At 39.6% G+C, this 18388-nt stretch carries 15 protein-coding genes and 1 pseudogene; 10 read left to right on the plus strand and 6 right to left on the minus strand.

The window, feature by feature from the left end:
• Window positions 1-17 precede the first annotated feature (17 nt).
• Genes aroC through J9318_RS05505 form a run of 4 tightly spaced genes read left to right on the plus strand, consistent with a single transcriptional unit; the run spans window position 18 to window position 3218 of the window.
• Complete coding sequence (aroC, locus tag J9318_RS05490; protein WP_210562056.1) at window positions 18-1112, plus strand: chorismate synthase; 1095 nt, start codon at window positions 18-20, stop codon at window positions 1110-1112.
• 41 nt (window positions 1113-1153) lie between these two features.
• The gene (locus J9318_RS05495) at window positions 1154-1804 is read left to right on the plus strand and encodes an elongation factor P hydroxylase (protein WP_244731930.1); all 651 of its coding nucleotides are present in this window, start codon (window positions 1154-1156) and stop codon (window positions 1802-1804) included.
• Entirely contained in the window at window positions 1782-2933 is a 1152-nt protein-coding gene (locus J9318_RS05500) for an ATP-NAD kinase family protein (RefSeq protein ID WP_210562057.1), read from the plus strand. The genes J9318_RS05495 and J9318_RS05500 overlap by 23 nt, the downstream gene beginning before the upstream one ends.
• A complete protein-coding gene (locus J9318_RS05505) occupies window positions 2934-3218 on the plus strand; it encodes a YfcL family protein (RefSeq protein WP_210562058.1) in 285 nt (94 codons plus the stop codon).
• A 150-nt stretch (window positions 3219-3368) separates the two neighbouring features.
• Here J9318_RS05505 and J9318_RS05510 read toward each other — a convergent pair whose 3' ends face one another.
• From J9318_RS05510 to nhaB, 4 genes are all read right to left on the minus strand, one after another.
• Window positions 3369-7286: an EAL domain-containing protein gene (locus J9318_RS05510; RefSeq protein ID WP_210562059.1), complete on the minus strand. Its 3918-nt coding sequence runs from the start codon at window positions 7284-7286 to the stop codon at window positions 3369-3371.
• 101 nt (window positions 7287-7387) lie between these two features.
• Window positions 7388-9586: a S8 family peptidase gene (locus J9318_RS05515; protein ID WP_210562060.1), complete on the minus strand. Its 2199-nt coding sequence runs from the start codon at window positions 9584-9586 to the stop codon at window positions 7388-7390.
• Between the two features lie 161 nt (window positions 9587-9747).
• Window positions 9748-10278 carry a disulfide bond formation protein DsbB gene (dsbB, locus tag J9318_RS05520; protein ID WP_210562061.1) on the minus strand — a complete coding sequence of 177 codons (531 nt, stop codon included), beginning with the start codon at window positions 10276-10278 and terminating at the stop codon, window positions 9748-9750.
• A gap of 2 nt (window positions 10279-10280) precedes the next feature.
• Window positions 10281-11864, minus strand: a complete 1584-nt coding sequence (gene nhaB, locus J9318_RS05525; RefSeq protein WP_210562062.1) for a sodium/proton antiporter NhaB — start codon at window positions 11862-11864, stop codon at window positions 10281-10283.
• A gap of 202 nt (window positions 11865-12066) precedes the next feature.
• On the opposite strand from nhaB, the gene fadR reads away from it, so the two are divergent.
• From fadR to J9318_RS05540, 4 genes and pseudogenes are all read left to right on the plus strand, one after another.
• The gene (gene fadR / locus J9318_RS05530) at window positions 12067-12780 is read left to right on the plus strand and encodes a fatty acid metabolism transcriptional regulator FadR (protein ID WP_210562063.1); all 714 of its coding nucleotides are present in this window, start codon (window positions 12067-12069) and stop codon (window positions 12778-12780) included.
• A gap of 151 nt (window positions 12781-12931) precedes the next feature.
• Window positions 12932-13042, plus strand: a pseudogene (locus J9318_RS14130) (DUF1289 domain-containing protein); the annotation flags it as partial.
• Window positions 13043-13093: 51 nt separating this feature from the next.
• Complete coding sequence (locus tag J9318_RS14135; RefSeq protein WP_342345700.1) at window positions 13094-13219, plus strand: hypothetical protein; 126 nt, start codon at window positions 13094-13096, stop codon at window positions 13217-13219.
• Window positions 13220-13330: 111 nt separating this feature from the next.
• Complete coding sequence (locus J9318_RS05540) at window positions 13331-15439, plus strand: TonB-dependent receptor plug domain-containing protein (protein ID WP_210562065.1); 2109 nt, start codon at window positions 13331-13333, stop codon at window positions 15437-15439.
• 101 nt (window positions 15440-15540) lie between these two features.
• On the opposite strand, the gene J9318_RS05545 is transcribed toward J9318_RS05540, so the two are convergent.
• Window positions 15541-16107, minus strand: a complete 567-nt coding sequence (locus J9318_RS05545; RefSeq protein ID WP_210562066.1) for a YceI family protein — start codon at window positions 16105-16107, stop codon at window positions 15541-15543.
• A gap of 77 nt (window positions 16108-16184) precedes the next feature.
• Window positions 16185-16745 carry a cytochrome b gene (locus J9318_RS05550; RefSeq protein ID WP_210562067.1) on the minus strand — a complete coding sequence of 187 codons (561 nt, stop codon included), beginning with the start codon at window positions 16743-16745 and terminating at the stop codon, window positions 16185-16187.
• Between the two features lie 490 nt (window positions 16746-17235).
• Between J9318_RS05550 and J9318_RS05555 the strand changes: the two genes are divergently transcribed.
• Together J9318_RS05555 and J9318_RS05560 are read left to right on the plus strand one after the other, a co-directional pair.
• Complete coding sequence (locus tag J9318_RS05555; protein ID WP_210562068.1) at window positions 17236-17712, plus strand: RNA polymerase sigma factor; 477 nt, start codon at window positions 17236-17238, stop codon at window positions 17710-17712.
• 1 nt (window position 17713) lies between these two features.
• A complete protein-coding gene (locus J9318_RS05560; RefSeq protein WP_210562069.1) occupies window positions 17714-18310 on the plus strand; it encodes a hypothetical protein in 597 nt (198 codons plus the stop codon).
• Window positions 18311-18388 lie beyond the last annotated feature (78 nt).

The following is an 18388-nucleotide window of genomic DNA, read 5'->3' on the forward strand; positions in this document are numbered from 1 at the left end:
AAAGGATACAAAAAGCAATGGCAGGCAATACGATAGGCGATGTATTTAGAGTAACAACTTTTGGTGAAAGTCATGGCGCAGGTCTTGGCTGCATAATAGATGGTTGTCCTCCAGGCCTAGAAATAGATGAAGCCTTAATCCAAATCGAATTGGACAAGCGCAAGCCTGGCACTTCGCGATTTACAACACAACGTCGTGAGGCAGATGAAGTTAAGATTTTAAGTGGCGTATTTGAAGGCAAAACCACGGGCACACCGATAGGTTTGATAATAGAAAATACAGATCAGCGTTCAAAAGATTACTCAGAAATAAAAGATAAGTTTCGACCAGGCCATGCTGATTATACTTATCTGCACAAACATGGAATACGAGACTACAGAGGTGGTGGTCGTTCATCTGCACGAGAAACGGCGATGAGAGTCGCAGCCGGGGCGATTGCGCAAGCTTGGTTAAAGTCGAAAGGTATTACGATTGTTGGTTATATGTCACAACTGGGACCGATTGCCATTGAATCGGTAGACGAACGTGAAATTCGCAATAATGACTTTTTCTGCCCAGATGTTAAGACGGTTCCGAAATGGGATCAGTATATGAGAGATTTGAAAAAAGCCGGTGATTCGGTTGGCGCCAAAATTACTGTGGTCGCTTCTGGCATGCCAGTTGGTCTTGGCGAGCCAGTTTTTGATCGATTAGACGCCGATGTAGCTAAGTCATTAATGAGCATTAACGCCGTTAAAGGGGTTGAGATTGGTGACGGTTTTGCTGTTGTGTCACAAAAGGGCTCGGAGCATAGAGATGAGCTCACACCAAATGGCTTTTCGGCAAACCATAGCGGCGGTGTTTTAGGTGGTATTTCTACAGGGCAAGACTTAGTTGCACATATCGCGCTTAAACCAACATCGAGCATTAGTGTGCCAGGTAAAACTATTGATATTAACGGCCAGACACAAGACGTAATTACAAAAGGTCGGCATGATCCTTGTGTTGGTATTAGAGCTGTACCAATCGCAGAGGCAATGTTAGCACTGACTATTATGGATCACTTTTTACGAAATAGGGCGCAGAATGCAGATGTAGTGGTTTCTACGCCAGTTATACCAGCGTCTTACTAATCGTTTGTCCTAATAACCGTTCAATGTGCAGTGAATGAACAATGATTAATCAAGTAATGAATAGCCAAAATGAAATTGAATGTGACCATCATATTCGAGACATAATTCGTTTGTTTGACGACAGCTTTTCAGAGACCTTCAATACTCGGTTAGTCAAAGGAATGGATGAACCAATCTATTTACCTGCTAACCAGGGGGATGGTCTGATTCCAGCGCAATCTTATGCGCAAGTGGTGTTCGCTCACGGCTTTTATGCAAGCGCTTTGCATGAAATAGCACATTGGTGCTTGGCGGGTGAACAACGTAGAACCTTAATCGATTATGGTTATTGGTATTGTCCAGATGGGCGAACATCAGAACAACAAGCAAAATTTCAATCGGTTGAAATTAAACCGCAAGCCATTGAGTGGGCTCTATCAGCTTCTGCTGGTTTTCCGTTTCAAGTGAGCTGCGATAACTTGGCGGGCGACGAATTAGGGCAACAACCAGATCGGCATGCATTTCAACTCGATATCGTTGAGCAACTAAAAATCTATTTTCAAAATGGCTTTCCTTCGCGCGCTCAACTATTTATGAAGGTTCTTGCACAGTATTACAAAAGACCAGCCATTACCGACATAAAGCAAATTACCTATCAATTTGAACAACAAAATAGTAGTAGAGAAGATAATGACAAACAAACTGCAGCGTAAATTTCGCTTAGGTCTCATTGTCAATCCGCTGGCTGGCCTTGGAGGCACAGTTGGCTTGAAGGGCTCTGATGGACAAGACACCGCGGAGTTAGCATTGCAAAAGGGTGCAAAACCTTTAGCGAACGAGCGAATTAAAATAGCACTTAAAGAAGTAAGTGATTACTACCAAAATCTAGAAGTGTTCACCGTTTCTGGTGATATGGGCGAAAGCACGTGTAACGCACTTGGCATACCCTGTCACATTGTTCATTCGCCGGTGGTGAATCACAATGGAGCTACTAGTTTTGAAGACACAGAATCAGCTGCTCGAATAATGTCTGAGCTAAATCTGGATTTGCTATTGTTTGCTGGTGGGGATGGAACGGCACGCAATATATGTGCGTCGGTTGATAACACAACTGTGTTAGGCGTACCTGCGGGTTGTAAGATTCACTCAGGTGTATATGCAATAACACCAAAAGCAGCCGGTCGAATTGTAAAAATGCTAGTCGCTGGTGAGTTAGTGTCGTTGACTGATGCTGATGTGATGGATATTGATGAGACCTTATTTAGGCAAGGCATCGTAAAAGCAAAACGCTATGGTGAATTACAAATTCCAGCAGAGTTGCGTTATGTGCAAAATGTAAAAATGGGCGGCAAAGAAAGCGACGAATTAGTGCTTCAGGATATCGCGGCTCACGTTATTGAGGAAATGGAAGAAGATGAGCTTTATGTGATGGGCTCAGGCAGTACGGTCGCTTTTATTATGGAGGAGCTCGGTTGCGACAATACCTTGCTTGGCGTTGACGTTCTTCTGGATCAACAAGTCGTAGCATCTGATGTAACGGCTGCGCAATTGCTCGATATAGTCGCTGGAAAGCGCGCTAAGCTCGTTATTACGTTAATAGGTGGCCAAGGCCATATCTTTGGTCGAGGCAATCAGCAGTTGTCTCCACAGCTAATTAAAGAAATAGGTCGCGACAATATAATTGTTGTGGCAACTAAAACCAAATTACAAGCACTAGAAGGTCGTCCACTCATTGCTGATACCGGTGATGTTGAGTTGGACAAAATGTTATCGGGGCCAATTACAGTGGTAACTGGCTACCATGACCAAGTTATTTACCCAGTCGGCTACGAGGAGTTATAGATGGTTGATTTAGAAGCATTGAGTGATAAGGCTCAAGAATATTTTGATGGTTATGTAGCAGAAGGCACTGATGATCAATTGTTTGCAAGTGGCTATTTAAGAGGGCATGTTGATTTAGTTATCGGTACCGCTATTGTTAAACAAGAAACGTTAACATTAGAATCGCTGGTTGATGACGTAGAGAAAAGTGTAAACAAAGCTATTAAGAATGGTGAGTTAGAGCAAAATGATATTGAAACGGTTAATGATATGTTAAACCGTTTAATTAAATATTTAGCCGAATAAGGTTAGACGTAGGCATGCTTGAGTCATTGCAGTATTTCAAATAAGGCTACTCAAAACCGACAGCGGAATAGCAAAAAAGGGCGATAAGCCCTTTTTTATTGTCTAACGGATAATCAGCACTAGCTTATATCGTGATTAGTAATTACAGAGTTAGCCAATGAGGTCTAATTTCCATGTGCTTTTATCAGCGAACTCTTCGCTCACAAACTTCATAAAGTCAGCATGTGGCAGAGGACGACTGAAGAAGTAGCCTTGGATATATTGGCAGCCGTAATTATCAATAATTCGTAATTGCTCCAATGTTTCGACGCCTTCAGCAACTACATTTAACTGCATTGTTTCAGCAAGTAGCATAATCGCTTTTACAATAGCAGCATCATTTTCATTGGTATCAATATCAACAATGAACGATCGATCTATTTTTAAGGTATCGATTGGGAATTTTTTCAAATAACTCAGTGATGAGTAACCAGTTCCAAAATCATCGACGGCGATTCGAATGCCCATGTCTTTAAACATCTGTAGTCGGCCTATGTTGTCTTCTACATCCGACATGACGGCGCTTTCGGTTAACTCCAACTCCAGTAAGTGTTTTGGAAGTTCGCTAAGCTCAAGCGCATTCCTAACATTATCAACTAAATTTGTTTGTTTGAATTGAATACTCGAAACGTTTACTGAAACTCGAATATCATGTCCCGCGTCACGCCACTCTTTTGCTTGCATACAAGCTTGCTGAAGGATCCAGTCTCCTAGTTCAACAATTATTCCAGACTCTTCGGCGATAGGTATGAAATCAGCTGGCGAAACAAAACCCAGCTCTGGGTGAATCCAACGAAGTAGTGCCTCAGCCTTGGTGATTTGGTTGGTCTTTAAATCGACTTGTGGCTGATAGTAAAGCTCAAATTCTTGATTTTTTAGTGCTGAACGAAGGTACTCTTCTAATTGCAGTCGCTCCATTGCTCTATCATTGAGAGAATTAGAGTAATATTTAAAGGTTCTGCGTCCGTCCTCTTTGGCCTGATACATCGCCACATCAGCATGTTTCATTAATTCTTGAACCGTGCTTCCATTTTCCGGGTACATAGCAATACCAATACTAGGCGTCACTGAAACCTCGTAGCCATCTACCGTAATTGGTTTAGAAATACTTTCAATAATCCGTTGAGTAACGTTTGTTGTTTCTTCTGGGCTATCAAGATGGCTTAGGAATACAGTAAATTCATCTCCACCTAAACGAGCTATTTCATTTTTAAATGATTTTACATCGTAGTTTCGGCCGACAAAGTCACTGTTCCTAACGCTTTGGCGTAACCGTTCAGCAACTTGCATTAAGACTTTGTCACCAAAGTTGTGGCCCAATGTATCGTTTATTCGTTTAAATCGGTCTAAGTCGATAAACATTACGCCTGCATTGTAATTACCGCGCTTAGCTAAGGATAAAAAGCGTTCCATACTCTCATAGAAGCTTTGACGATTAGGCAAACCCGTTAAGCTGTCAAAATAAGCGAGCTTATGTAGTTTTTTCTCATTTGCAATTTGCTGTTGGATTTTAATCTGTTGCTGCCTAACAAGTATTAAAAATAAAACACTCGCGGCAACAAAATAAAATAAATAAGCGTACCATGTGCGCCACAAAGGAGGCATCACTCGAATTGGAATAGCAAGTTCGTCACTCCAAACACCGCCGTTGTTACTCCCCTTTACTTTAAGGGTATAAAAACCATCTGGCAGCGATGAAAATGATATGTGATTGCTGGTCCCAAGATCAGACCAAATTTCGCTTAAGCCTTCCATCTTGTATTTATAACGATTTAATTCCGGTTTTGTGTAATCTAAAGCGGCAAATTCAAAGTCGATTACAGTTTCATCGTAATCTAAAACCAAAGTACCATTCTTGTTAAAGAGTTGGTGTATTGGTGTTTCATTATTTGATTGGCTAAATTTAGTAAGCCTAATAGGAGGCTTGTACGTGTTTAACGAAACTTCACTTGGTATAAATGTGTTAAAGCCATTTGGTCCGCCAAAAAACATGCGGCCTGATTTTGATTTAAAAAATGAGCCACTGTGAAAGTCATTACCCTGTAAACCATGGCTAGTATTAAAATTGACGGAAAATAGGTTAACCGGATTTAAACGACTGAGCCCTTTAGAGTGGCTAATCCAAATTAAGCCGTTCTCGTCTTCTAACACACCATAGGTAAAACTGCTGGCTAAACCTTGGTCTGTACCAATATGTAAAAAGTCGACAATACCTTGCTCAAGTTTTGCTTTGTCCAGTCTCGCTACACCCGCATCTTTAGTCGCCAACCATAGATAATCTTTAGTATCTAACAAGCCTAGAATCGAATTAGACTTAATCGTATTTGGATTGTTTTTATCAATTTTGAAGACTTCAACTTCACCAGTCTCTAAGTTTATTTTGTTTAGGCCGTCACCGAGTGTACCAGCCCAGATATGCCCTTTTCTATCTTCTGTAACATCTATAATATAATTCGAAGATAGGCCATCGGAAGCAGTAAATTTAGAAAGGTTCATTTCAGAATCGAAAATATTCAGTCCTCCACCATAAGTAGATACAACAGTAGACCTCTCTTTAGTTTCTATTATTTTGGATATTGCATTTGAGGATAGTGCGTTTTCACTGTTAGAAGTATTTTCAATGTTGTATTGAGCTAATTGCCCATTTTCTAAATTTTTAACATAAACACCAGCGTCCATTGTGCCAATCCACAACTTGTTAGAAGATGAAACATTTAAACTCGGCACAGCAATCGGTTGTTTTGGCCCCATTTCCTCAGATAGTGAAAAATGACTGAGCGAATTAGACACTTTTTCATATTTACTTATTCCTCCCTCCAAACTGCCAATATATAAAGTATTATCCTGCGTTTCTGCAAACGATAAAATGTCGTCACTCTCCATTAAAGGTGATGTTGCACTGCTGATATGTTGGAAAGGTCTGCTAGATGCATTCCAGTAGTTAACTCCTTTAATAGAGCCTAACCAAATTACACCTCCATCATCTTCAAATATAGAGCTAATCTGATTGCTCAATAGGCTTGTATTCCGATTGTTCTCTGCAATATACCGTGTGAAGCTTTGGGATTGAGAATTAAACTTGCAAAGGCCATTTTGCGTAGCAAACCACGACGAACCGTTAGAGTCTTCCATGACATCATTTACCATGCTGTCACAAAACGAATATGGGTCAGATTTATCAGGCTTGAAATGTCTCGTTTCTCTTGAATTTAAATTGACTAAAAGAACTCCGTGATATTCTGTACCAGCCCATAGGTGATTGTCGTGTGTTACATGAAGTGTTCTTATATCGTTTATTTGTGACTTAGAGTTAGTCTCTATTGTTAACTGGTGAAACTTTGATTCGGAAAAATTTTTGACGTTTATTCCCTCGTCATATGTTGCGACGTACATCGTTCCATAAGTGTCGAAGGTTAAATCACTAATACGGTTAGATGATAGATTCGACAGTTTGTCTGCAGTATACTTGGTGAATGAGTTTGTGTTCGGATTAAACTGAACTAGACCTGATTTTGACGTGCCAAACCAAATGTTTTTATCTGGACCTTCGGCGATTGTTACAAATTCTAATCCTTTGATAGAATTGTAGTCTTTATGTTCCTCGAAGCTTAAAAACGTATTTTTTTCAGGCAAAAATAAACTCAAGCCCCCATCGCGTCCAATCCATAACCTTTCCTCTGAATCTCTAAAAATAGTTCTGATTAGGTTACTATTGAGCTTTAGTCTATCGCCAATTTTAAATTTGAAGTGTTGAGCAGTTCTACCATCATATTTAATTAAACCATCATTTGTACCAATCCAAATAAAGCCAAGTTTATCTTGAGCAATGTCATTGACTGTATTATTAGAAAGAAGGTTATTCGAGTCTAAAGAAGAAAATATAATTGTGGATTGGAGAAACGTTTTTGGCTCGCTGAGATTAATATTCGAAATATTCATCTCTGATGCTTGAGAAGTGAAGTTTATTAATACTGAGATTAATACTATAGAAAATGTACCGATAGTTCTGAAAAGCTTTGGAAAACTCATAACGACCAAAAAAAAGTGAGAAGTTGTTAGTTTATATCATGTAAAAACTCATATGTCACATGACAAAAAAGGCTCCTCAATTCATGAGGAGCCTTTTACTTTTATTCTTGATTTACCCAATTTGTTGTCACTTTCTTGTGAGGTAAATCTTTACTAGAACCACCTGGCGGCCAAATGATAGCATTTGTTTTTAAATCTTTGCTAGACCCACCGGGAGGCCAAATAATAGCATTTGTCTTTAAATCTTTGCTAGACCCGCCGGGAGGCCAAATGATCGCATTTGCTGTAGTTTCCTTTTTCTTCGGGTGAGGTAAGTCCTTACTTGATCCACCAGGAGGCCAAATAATAGCATTTGTCTTTAAATCTTTACTAGACCCGCCGGGAGGCCAAATGATCGCATTTGCTGTAGTTTCCTTTTTCTTCGGGTGAGGTAAGTCTTTACTTGAACCACCAGGAGGCCAAATAATCGCTTGAGTTGTTAGTGCATCTTCAGCAGTACCATCCCATTCGAACCCATCGTTTTCTAAAACATAGTATTCTTCAGTTTCAGGGTTCCAGCGTGCTGGACCAGAGTAAAACTCTTCTGCCTGAAGTGATTTTTTGATGTCCATACCCGTATTGGCGCAGCCAGAAGCTTGGCTCATTACTGCCTCATAGGCATCAACCATACCAGCGCCTTGACGGAAAATACTAAAACCTAAATCGCCTTCTTTTGTTTGCGCCATACGTGCAGTGTCAATTAAACGGCATTTAACATCGTCTGGAGAAAGGTTTGGCTGGTCTTGTAGCATTAGCGCAACAATACCTGACGTTACGGCTGTCGCTTGAGAGGTGCCAGATAATAGGAAGTAACCGTTGTTGTCATCATAAACGCTATAGTTTTTAAATAGAGACGACTTTTCTGACATTAGACCTTGTAAGTGCGCGCCAGGAGCAACTAATTCAGGTTTAATAAAGCCTGCATGAGTAGGACCAGAGCTTGAGAAGCTAGCAACAAAGTCATCTTCAAAATTAAAAGGCGTGTAATTATCAGAAGTTGCACCAACAGTAATTAAATATGGATTGTTACCCGGAACACCAACTGTCATGCCGTTAGGGCCTGTGTTACCAGCAGAAGTAATAACTGTAATACCGGCATCCCATGCAGCCATTAAAGCAACGTTAATAGGATCGTAGAAATACAAGGATTGAACTTCAGAACCAAAGGATAAGTTTAATACTTTAATATTTAGGCGATCTTTATTTTCGATAACATAAATAATGGCAGTTAAAATATCTGAATATGTAGAGTCACCGTTTTTATCAAATGCTTTGATAGAAATTAGATCAACATCCGGAGCGATACCGTTGAAAGAGTTAGTAGGTTGCCCATCTTCAGTGTAAGTCACTTCGCTATTTGCGATAAGGCTGGTTACGTGAGTACCGTGACCAAACTTGTCTTTTTTACCACCAACCAGTGATAAGCGGTGGATTTCACGCTTTTCGCCAAATGAATTATATTCAAGTTGTTCAAAATTAGCTAAACCAGAGTCTATTACAGCAACACCGACGCCGCGACCAGTAATACCCATTTCGTGTAGCTCATTTGCACGTACTTGAGTCGGAAAGTAGGTATCACGCTGTTCATTGCGAGTAATATTTTGCTTAACGGAGTCTAGTTCAACAACAGATCCATCAGATAAGTTTAAAGCGATGTAATAATCTGAGTCTGAAACACTTGATAGAGAATCAAACTTCATGGCCAGTTTTACTTTACTACCACTTTGAACAGAAACTAAATTATCGAAATAGTGAGTATAAGAATTGCCGTCAACATTTTTAACTAGCTTTTCACCGTTAACTTTTAAGTTTTTTAACGCACCGTTTGCAGCAGGCCAGTTAATAGTGATGCTCTCTAGTTCTGCATCTTCACTAGTTTTATTTTTTGCTGTCCAAACCACTTTACTCTGTTTAGCTTTGAAACGAAGAGGCTTTTTGTTATGCCATTCATCCGATTTACCATCCAGCTTTACTTTCGCGTCTGAGAACAGACGAATAAGTGGGTTATTCTTTTTAATTGCTGAAACTTGATCGTCTGTCAGCATGGCAGAAATTGCCGGTATTACGGCAAAGTCATGCACAACTTCACCACCAATTTCATTTACTAATGAAATCATTGAACCTTTGCTAGCACCCTGCAAAATGTATGCTTGGTGTGATTGGTAGCTTTTCATTCCAGTCAGAGTTAATAGGACTGCAACAAGACCTACAACAGCAAACGACAAAGTCCATTTTTTATTGCTCAATCTTGGTAAAAACATAATGCTTAAAACCTTTTATTATTATTATGAAACAAATAAAAAGCAGTTTTTGTGCCAAAGTTTGCCTGTTTAAATAAAAAGATTGTTTTGGGTGGAGGAGCGCTGGAAGCTCACATTTTCAGGAGCCTCCAGCTATTTATGATGGGAAAAAAGAACAGATTTTATAATGACTTATTTTTGACAAGGCGAACAAAGAGGAAAAATATTGCCGTCAAAAAGTAAATGCTAAAGGTGATCACCATCCATTGTGGCATCGACAACGACAAAAACACCCAGTCGATATCACCGCAGGTTCCTCGTGGTTCAAATACGTTTGGAAACCATTGGTGTAATTGAAGCCAACTTGGGAAATTTGGATATATGTCACAGGTCATCAGCAGCATAAAGTTGTCTGGATTTTGCATTCGAACGTGTTCAATCGCTAACTTTAGGCCCCAAACAGATGCAACAATCCATGCTAAAAAACTCACAGCACGGAATAGTATTACATCAGGGCGAATTAACGCAGGAATAGCCGCAATTAACACACCTAATACTGCGACGCGTTGATAAACACACATAATACATGGCTCTAACCCCATGCCATATTGGAAATATAAGGCGGTTAACTCTAATACGAGAGCACTAAGCGCCAATATAAACCAAGGCCAGCGCGAAGCTGGCCAAGTGGAAAGGTTATTTACTACCGACATTATTAGTGTCCAGCAGAACTCGGCTCACCAAGGCCCACATGATGCTCAATCCAGTGGTTTTGGTACAGCCATTCGGTTGCTTCATACAAACCGTAATAGGTAGCCAATATTCCAACTACCGACAGCACAACCGTGTATGGGATTGCCATAAATACCATTCGACCGTATGACAATCTAATTAATGGTGCTAGTGCAGATGTTAGTAGGAACAAGAATGCGGCTTGACCATTCGGTGTCGCAACAGACGGCAAGTTTGTACCTGTGTTAATCGCAACAGCTAGCATGTCAAACTCATCACGAGTAATGATACCTTTTTTAAGTGCAGCCGCTACTTCATTAATATAGACGGTACCTACAAATACGTTATCACTGACCATAGATAATAAGCCGTTGGCTATGAAGAACATAACGAGTTTCGTTTTGCCCTCGAAAGTGAGCACCCACGAGATTACCGGAGCGAACAAACCTTGATCGATAATTACCGCAACAACGGCAAAAAACACACATAGTAAAGCAGTAAACGGCAATGCTTCTTCGAACGCTTTACCAATTTGATGCTCGTCTGTGATACCAGCCGCGGATGTTGCTAAAATGATAATGGTTAAACCTATTAAACCAACTTCAGCTAAGTGAAGAGCTAATCCAACAATAAGCCAGATCGCGATCACGACTTGAGCAGCAAGCTTAACTTTGTCACGTTTTGTCATTTTTGCGTCACTGTCAGCGTCGTAATCCATAAGAATTAAGCGAACAGGTTCAGGAAGTTTCGCGCCATATCCAAAAACTTTGAATTTTTCGACTAAATAAGTAGTCAATAAGCCGGCAATAAGAGTCGGAATTGTAATTGGTGCCATTCTTAGAGCAAACTCTACAAACTGCCACCCAGCACGCTCAGCTATTACTAAGTTTTGTGGTTCACCAACCATGGTACAAACGCCACCTAAAGCTGTACCAACACCTGCGTGCATCATGATGTTTCGCATGAAAGCTCGAAACTCTTCTAAATCAGAACGCTTTAAGTTGTCTAAATGGTCGTCCGAAGTGTGGTCGTGTTCAATATGATTAAACTGTTTTCCCGATGCCACTTTGTGGTAAATCATGTAGAAGCCAGTAACAACGGTAATGATTACGGCTACAACGGTAAGTGCGTCTAGAAAAGCTGATAAAAATGCGGCTGCAAATGTGAAAGATAAGGAGAGTGCGATTTTAGATTTGACTTTAAGTAACATCTTTGTGAAAGAGTACATCAACAAGTCTTTCATAAAGTATATGCCGGCAACCATGAAGATAAGAAGCAATAGTACGCTTATGTTCGCGGATATCTCCTGCTGAACATGACCGGGACTTGTCATTCCGATGGCAACAGCCTCGATAACGAGTAGTCCACCAGGTTGAAGCGGATAGCATTTTAAAGCCATAGCCAATGTAAAGATAAACTCTATAACTAGCGCCCAGCCAGCTACGTAAGGGTCTATCATGAATATAATAGGGTTGATTATTAAACAGGCAATAATTGCAAGTTTGTACCATTCAGGAGAGTTTCCTAAAAAGTTTTGATAAAAAGCACTCAGAGAACTTTGCTGCATACTTTCCTAGCCTTCCTTCTGATTATTAAGGTTTTTCACTTTTAGTATCATAGCAATGTACTAAAAATAAAATTGAATTGATAACTAATTTAGTGCTTTTTAACGGTTTTTGTTAGTTTCGAACACTAAAAATTGATTTGTTGTGCAATTTAAAGCATCTGGTACAATCAGTTTTTTACTAAAACCAGATACGAATATTTACATGAAAATAATAAAAGCGCAGAGCCCAGCGGGGTTTGCCGAAGAATATATTGTAGACTCTATTTGGAATGATCGCTTCCCTCCAGGTTCAATTTTACCCGCGGAACGCGAGCTTTCTGAGCTTATTGGCGTTACTCGCACAACTCTTCGAGAAGTTCTTCAGCGATTAGCTCGTGATGGATGGTTAACGATACAACACGGTAAACCAACTCGGGTAAATAACTATTGGGATACATGTGGCGTCAATATTTTATCCACGCTTGCAAAACTAGATATCGACGGCGCGGTAGATTTAATTGATCAGCTGCTGTCAGCTCGAACTAACTTAAGCGCCATTTATATTCGTGGTGCAATTAAAAATAATCCACAGCGAGTCATTGAATTAGCGCAAGAAGCTTTAGAGGTGTCTGATGATCCTCAACAGTTTGCTGACTTTGACTATCGTTTAAACCATGAATTAGCCCATGCTTCCGGTAACGCAATTTATGTATTAGTACTAAATGGCTTTAAAGGTTTTTGGGAAAAGATTGCTGGTCACTACTTTTCAAATGACGAAGCTAGACAGTTAGCAAGAGACTATTACGCAGATTTAGAAAAGTTTGCGAGTGCTGAAAAGCACGATGAATCAATCTACATGATACGAAAGTACGGTATTGATTCGGGAAAAATTTGGACTCAAATGCGCGATGCGTTCCCAACCGATTTAATTGAATAAATTAAATATCAAATATAATGGCCCTGCAAACGCAGGGCTTTTTTTGCCTTGTTAAAACCTACCGTATAAACAATTAGTTATTGTTATTACTATTTATCCTCAAAACACGGCGATTGTTGCATAAAAATAATCCGTCACTTAAACTCAAGAAATGCCTCAGTTAGAACTATTTCAAATTCCCAGCCCATGCATTGGACTCTGTCAAAACGGACCCAATGGTTATTGTTATGGTTGTTTTAGAAGTAGAGACGAACGTTTTGGCTGGACCAAACTGGGTGACGAGCATAAACGGCATGTCATTAAGCTATGTCAGATGAGAAAGCGTCGTTGGCTAGCCAAAAAACTTGAGCTTAAGCAAATTAATAACTTGGAAGAACAGGGTGTTGCTAGTCCTGAAAATGAGCCGACGTTAGATTTGTTTTCCGACCCTAAAAAATAATATTCATTCGCGACATAAAATTTAATGTTGGGCGTTTCCAAATAAAATAAACTATTACTTAAGTTATTACGTAATTCAGCTAGTTAAGCTTATTTTGGAAAGGACATCTCAGTGCACTCACGTTTCATTTTTTCATTTATCACCCTATCTATACTTTCTTCTTTTAATGCGACAGCATTACAAACTAAAGATATAAAGGCTTTAGAAGAGGAAACTCCCGAATCAGCAAAAAACAACAAGATTGAAAAAATTCGAGTTGTTGGCTCTAAAGATGCTGGATTAGAGCTCAGCTCAGATAAAATTTTAAAAGTACCTGGTGCTGGTAACGATCCTATTCGAGCAATAGAAAGCCTTCCTGGTATTGTTCTAGCGCGAGGGTTTGCCCCAGCAGTCAGAGGTAGTTCACCGGAAGACATGTACTATCAATCTGATGATGTGCCTGTGGGCAACGTCTTCCATATTGATAGTTTTAGCACATTTCATCCAAACTTAATCCGTAGCTTTGAACTAAAAACAGGCGCTTGGGAACCAGAATTTAATGATGCGATTGGTGGTGTTATAGATACTCGCCTAAAAGATCCTGAGATTGTTGACCCAACCGCGATATTCGATATTAGTTTTTTAAGAACAGGCCTATTGTTCGAGTCAAAAATTAACGAAAATTCGGCATTTTACTTCGCAATGCGACAGAGCCTTGTTCATTTATATATAGAAAAAGTGCTTGATGACGAAGAGCAGTTTGAGTTTGATCAAGCGCCAATTAATAACGACTACCAATTCAAATACGTTAACTATATAGACGACAATAACAAACTCACAGTGCAGGCAACAGGTTCAAACGATGAAGTCGCGTTATTGTTTGATGATGATGCCGATGAAGTACTACAGAACCCTGATTTAAAAGGGGGCATTGGTGTAGACCAGTACTACCACAATCAGAGTGTAATATGGACAAACTACAGTAGTTTTGGTGAAACAAAAACAATTGTTAACCGCCTAGAGCGCAGTGGCGACATTGTTATTGGTAGGTTATTAGATCTAGACGCCACAACAACTGACTACATGTTTAAGGTTAAGAATAACCAAGACGTAGCCGATGGTTTACTCCACAGTGGTATAGAAGTTAGAAGTCAAACTGTTGATTATTCGGTGACAGGTAAGCAACAGCCTTGTAATAATGAATTTGAGGTATGTCCGCCAAGTTATTATGCCGATACTGAATTTGAAAGTAGTGAAATCGACATTAATTTTTACAATCTATACGCAGATTACGATTGGGATATTAACAGTGATTGGTCTTCTCGATTGGGCGTTGCTTATTCCTACAATGACTACACAGAAGAAACATTTATTGAGCCTAGATTGACGTTACGATATCAATTAAATGATGAGTACAGATTAAAGCTCGCTGCAGGCCAACACCATCAATGGTTTAGACAGTACAAATACTTGTCTGATACGTTTGGCGCCCCAGACTTAAAGTTAAGTCAGTCAAACCACTATGTGTTAGGTATCGAATACTTAGGTGAATCTGATTGGGCATGGCGACTTGAAACGTATTATAAAGATATGGACGAATTAGTGGTAAGTAACCCTGATTTACAGGTAACCAGTTTAGGTGGTGTGCCAAGTGGCAGTCAAGACAGCAACTACTTAAACGAAGGTGTCGGTGACGCTTATGGTGTAGAGTTATTGATAAATAAAGCGATATCCAACGATTGGTATGGTTGGTTAAGCATCGCGTACAGTAAAACTGAACGTGTAAATCAAATAACCGGCGAAGAATTCAGTTATCAATATGATTTGCCTTGGATTATTAACTTGGTTAGTAATTATGAAATAAATGAGCGCTGGCAGATAGGTGGACGCTGGCGTATGCAAAGTGGAAGCCTATACACGCCGATCGTTGGTGCTGATCCGGTTTACCCGCAAAGCGATAATGGACAACCAGACACAAGCCAACCACCGATTTTTTATGATCCGGTTGAAGCCGCTTTTAACTCAGACCGCCTAGAGTACTTCCATAGACTTGATATTCGTTTAGATTATGAGACCACATTGTGGGGTAAAGAAGCAAATATCTACTTTGAAGTACTAAATTTATATGGGCAAAAGAGTGTTCAAGGTTATGAATACAACGCTGATTATTCCGAGAGAGAAGAAGAGTACCAATTCCCAGAATCGCCAATACCTTCAATAGGTTTGCAAATCGTATTTTAACGAAAACGATATTGTCACTCCAACTAACAATCAGTTATAAAAAAAGCCACATACTAGTGGCTTTTTTTACTGACTAAGGAACACACCTCTACTACAGATGTTTATTGCTTAATCCCTTCAATATGAAGCTCTAGTTGAACATCGCCAACCCAAGCACTTTTGAAATCGTAGTCTGCAACGTTGATTGTTGTTGTACCAGAAAAGCCTGCACGGTATCCACCCCATGGATCTTTACCTTCACCAATTTTAACAGCGTCAATTACGATTGGTTTAGTCACGCCATGTAACGTAAAGTCACCTTCAACTTTTAATTTATTGTCGCCCAAGTCAGTTATCTTAGTGCTTACAAACTTTGACTCTGGAAACTTATCAACAGATAGGAAATCAGCGCTACGAAGATGCTTGTCACGCTCAGCATGATTACTGTCTACACTCGAAGGGTCTATTTCAATAACAATTTTACTAGCTTCTGGATTGTTAGCATCATAGCTAAAGCTACCGTCAAATTTATTAAAGCGACCTGTTAACCAGCTGTAACCTAGGTGGCTTGCTTTGAAGTTAATAAAAGCGTGAGCACCTTTAATATCAACTTTGTAATCAGCTGCTTGTGCAATATGACTTGCGCCTAATGCGACAATAGCGGCCAATGTGATCATTAACTTTTTCATGTTGTGTCCTTTTGTTAGATTTAGTTATTAATGTATAAATTTTTGTATAAAACGTTTATTTACTTAGAGCTGAATTGTCAGTCTTTAGGTAATTCTTTCTGAACTTTCATCATACGAACCAAAGTCTTATCTTTATCAATAAAGTGATGTTTTAACGCAGCGATACTATGCACAACAACAAGCCCAATTAAAATGTATGCGGCCCACTCATGGATATCCCCAGCAATGTCTTCTTGGTTTGGCACGAACTCACCTAAGCTTGCTACTTCAAATAATCCAAACCATTCAATACCACGACCATCAGCAGTAGAAATTAAGTAACCGCTTATCATAATTGTTAGCAGTAAAGCATAAATTCCTATATGCGCTAAGTTTCCTAAAATGTTTTCTAGTTTATTACTAGATAACGGCTTAGGCGAAGTGTTTACCAGCTTCCAAATTATTCTGAATAAAGTTAGAGCAAGAAGGGTGAGGCCAAAGGATTTATGTAAATCAGGCGCCGTGCGGTACCACTCGCTGTAGTAATTGAGATCAACCATCCACAAGCCAACACCAAATAGCCCAAACACAAATAATGCCGTTACCCAATGAATTACAATGTTTACGATGCCAAAGCTAGTACTTGAGTTTTTTATCACTGAGTTCAACTCCTTCATTTCCAATCCGTTTAGTTTATATTCTTATTACTGAAAATAAATCTCTAAAATTAAGATAAACAGTTCTAAAAAATAGGACGGTTATTTGTTGAGCTATTTCTTTAGGGCGAACCAAAAGTATAGCTGTGACAGTGGGACGCGATTTAAATCAGCTGAGAGAGAATTGTTTGATGTTATGTCGGAAGGTATCCCAAAAGGGCAACTTGATGACGTTGTAAATACTCTTCAAAAGCTTCATTTAAATTTACAAGGTAGTGTGCGGTAAATATGCACAAACCACCAATCATAAACACATCCCACTCAGGCGTACGAGCATTATAGAGGGACCTTAGCGCTTTAAGTATTAATAAAGAAGCAGGGCGATTTAACAAAGGGAAAAAGTTAATTACAAAAATATTTATCCATTGTGACACAATCGTGTTTTATCACCGACTAATTAAATATCTAACCAATTGGAAATATGCAGATACAGATGCGTAAAGAATTCGAACAAATGATTATCAATAATCAAGGACGCATACGTTATATCGCGTCTCGATATAGTCATGACGGTGAGTTTGACGACATGTATCAAGAAATATTGCTGCAGCTTTGGAGAAGTTTCGCGTCGTTTAACGGCGAGTCGAAACAAGAAACTTGGGTCTATAAAGTGGCACTGAATACGGCCTGTACATTTGTACGGGCAGCAGTGAAGCAAAAAGAGATTAAACAGTCTCCTTTGCATCAATCAGCGCAAGACATTCAGCCCGAGCATGAAAACTGCGAAGCTGACATTCTAAACAGCTTTATGGACGGTCTAAGTGACATAGATGCGAGCTTGCTGATGATGTACTTAGATGGACTATCTTCGGATGACAGCGCCACTGTGCTTGGTATTACTTCTAATGCTGTTCGATCGCGCATTAAGCGCATTAAAATTGAATTTGAAACCAATTACATAGGAGATTGATGTGAAGCTAGATGATTTAAAGCAAGATTGGCAACAAGCCATTGAAACTGAATCAACTCCTGATAATTTAACTGAGGTGATAGACATGATTGAGCAACAAACCACTAAGATTGATAAAGAGATTAAACGTCGCGACTTTCTCGAAATTGGAATAGCAGTACTTCTTATCCCAGTTTGGATATGGGGTTTATTAAATTCGGCAAGCACGATGCAAAGCATTGGTTTAGTCGTAGCGATTGTTGCTTGTATGTATATACCATATCGACTGATATCTGCGAAAAAAGTAGACCCCAAGAAAAGCGGTAGCGTTAAGGACTTCTTAGTCCAAGAAAAACAAAAGATTCAGCAACAAAAACAGATGTTGGAGTCGGTTGTATGGTGGTACATAGCTCCGCTGACGGTTGCCATTTTACTCATCACGTTAGGGGCAAAGGTGAACGAACAAGGTATTCCTCAAATATCGTCGGGCATGTATTGGTATTACGCTTGTGTTGGTTTGCTGGTTGTGGGTGTGTACTTCTTAAATAAACGCGCTGCCAAAAACAAGTTTGCCCCATTGCTAAAGAACATTGAGCAACGTTTGGCAGAAATGAGCTAACGAACCAAACACAGACTTTTTGTTTCTAATCTCTCTTATTCACATCCCTTTAAGGGCGCTTTGAGCTAACTTTGAGAA

It is taken from the genome of Psychrosphaera aestuarii, assembly GCF_017948405.1.
GTDB classification, from domain to species: Bacteria; Pseudomonadota; Gammaproteobacteria; order Enterobacterales; family Alteromonadaceae; genus Psychrosphaera; species Psychrosphaera aestuarii.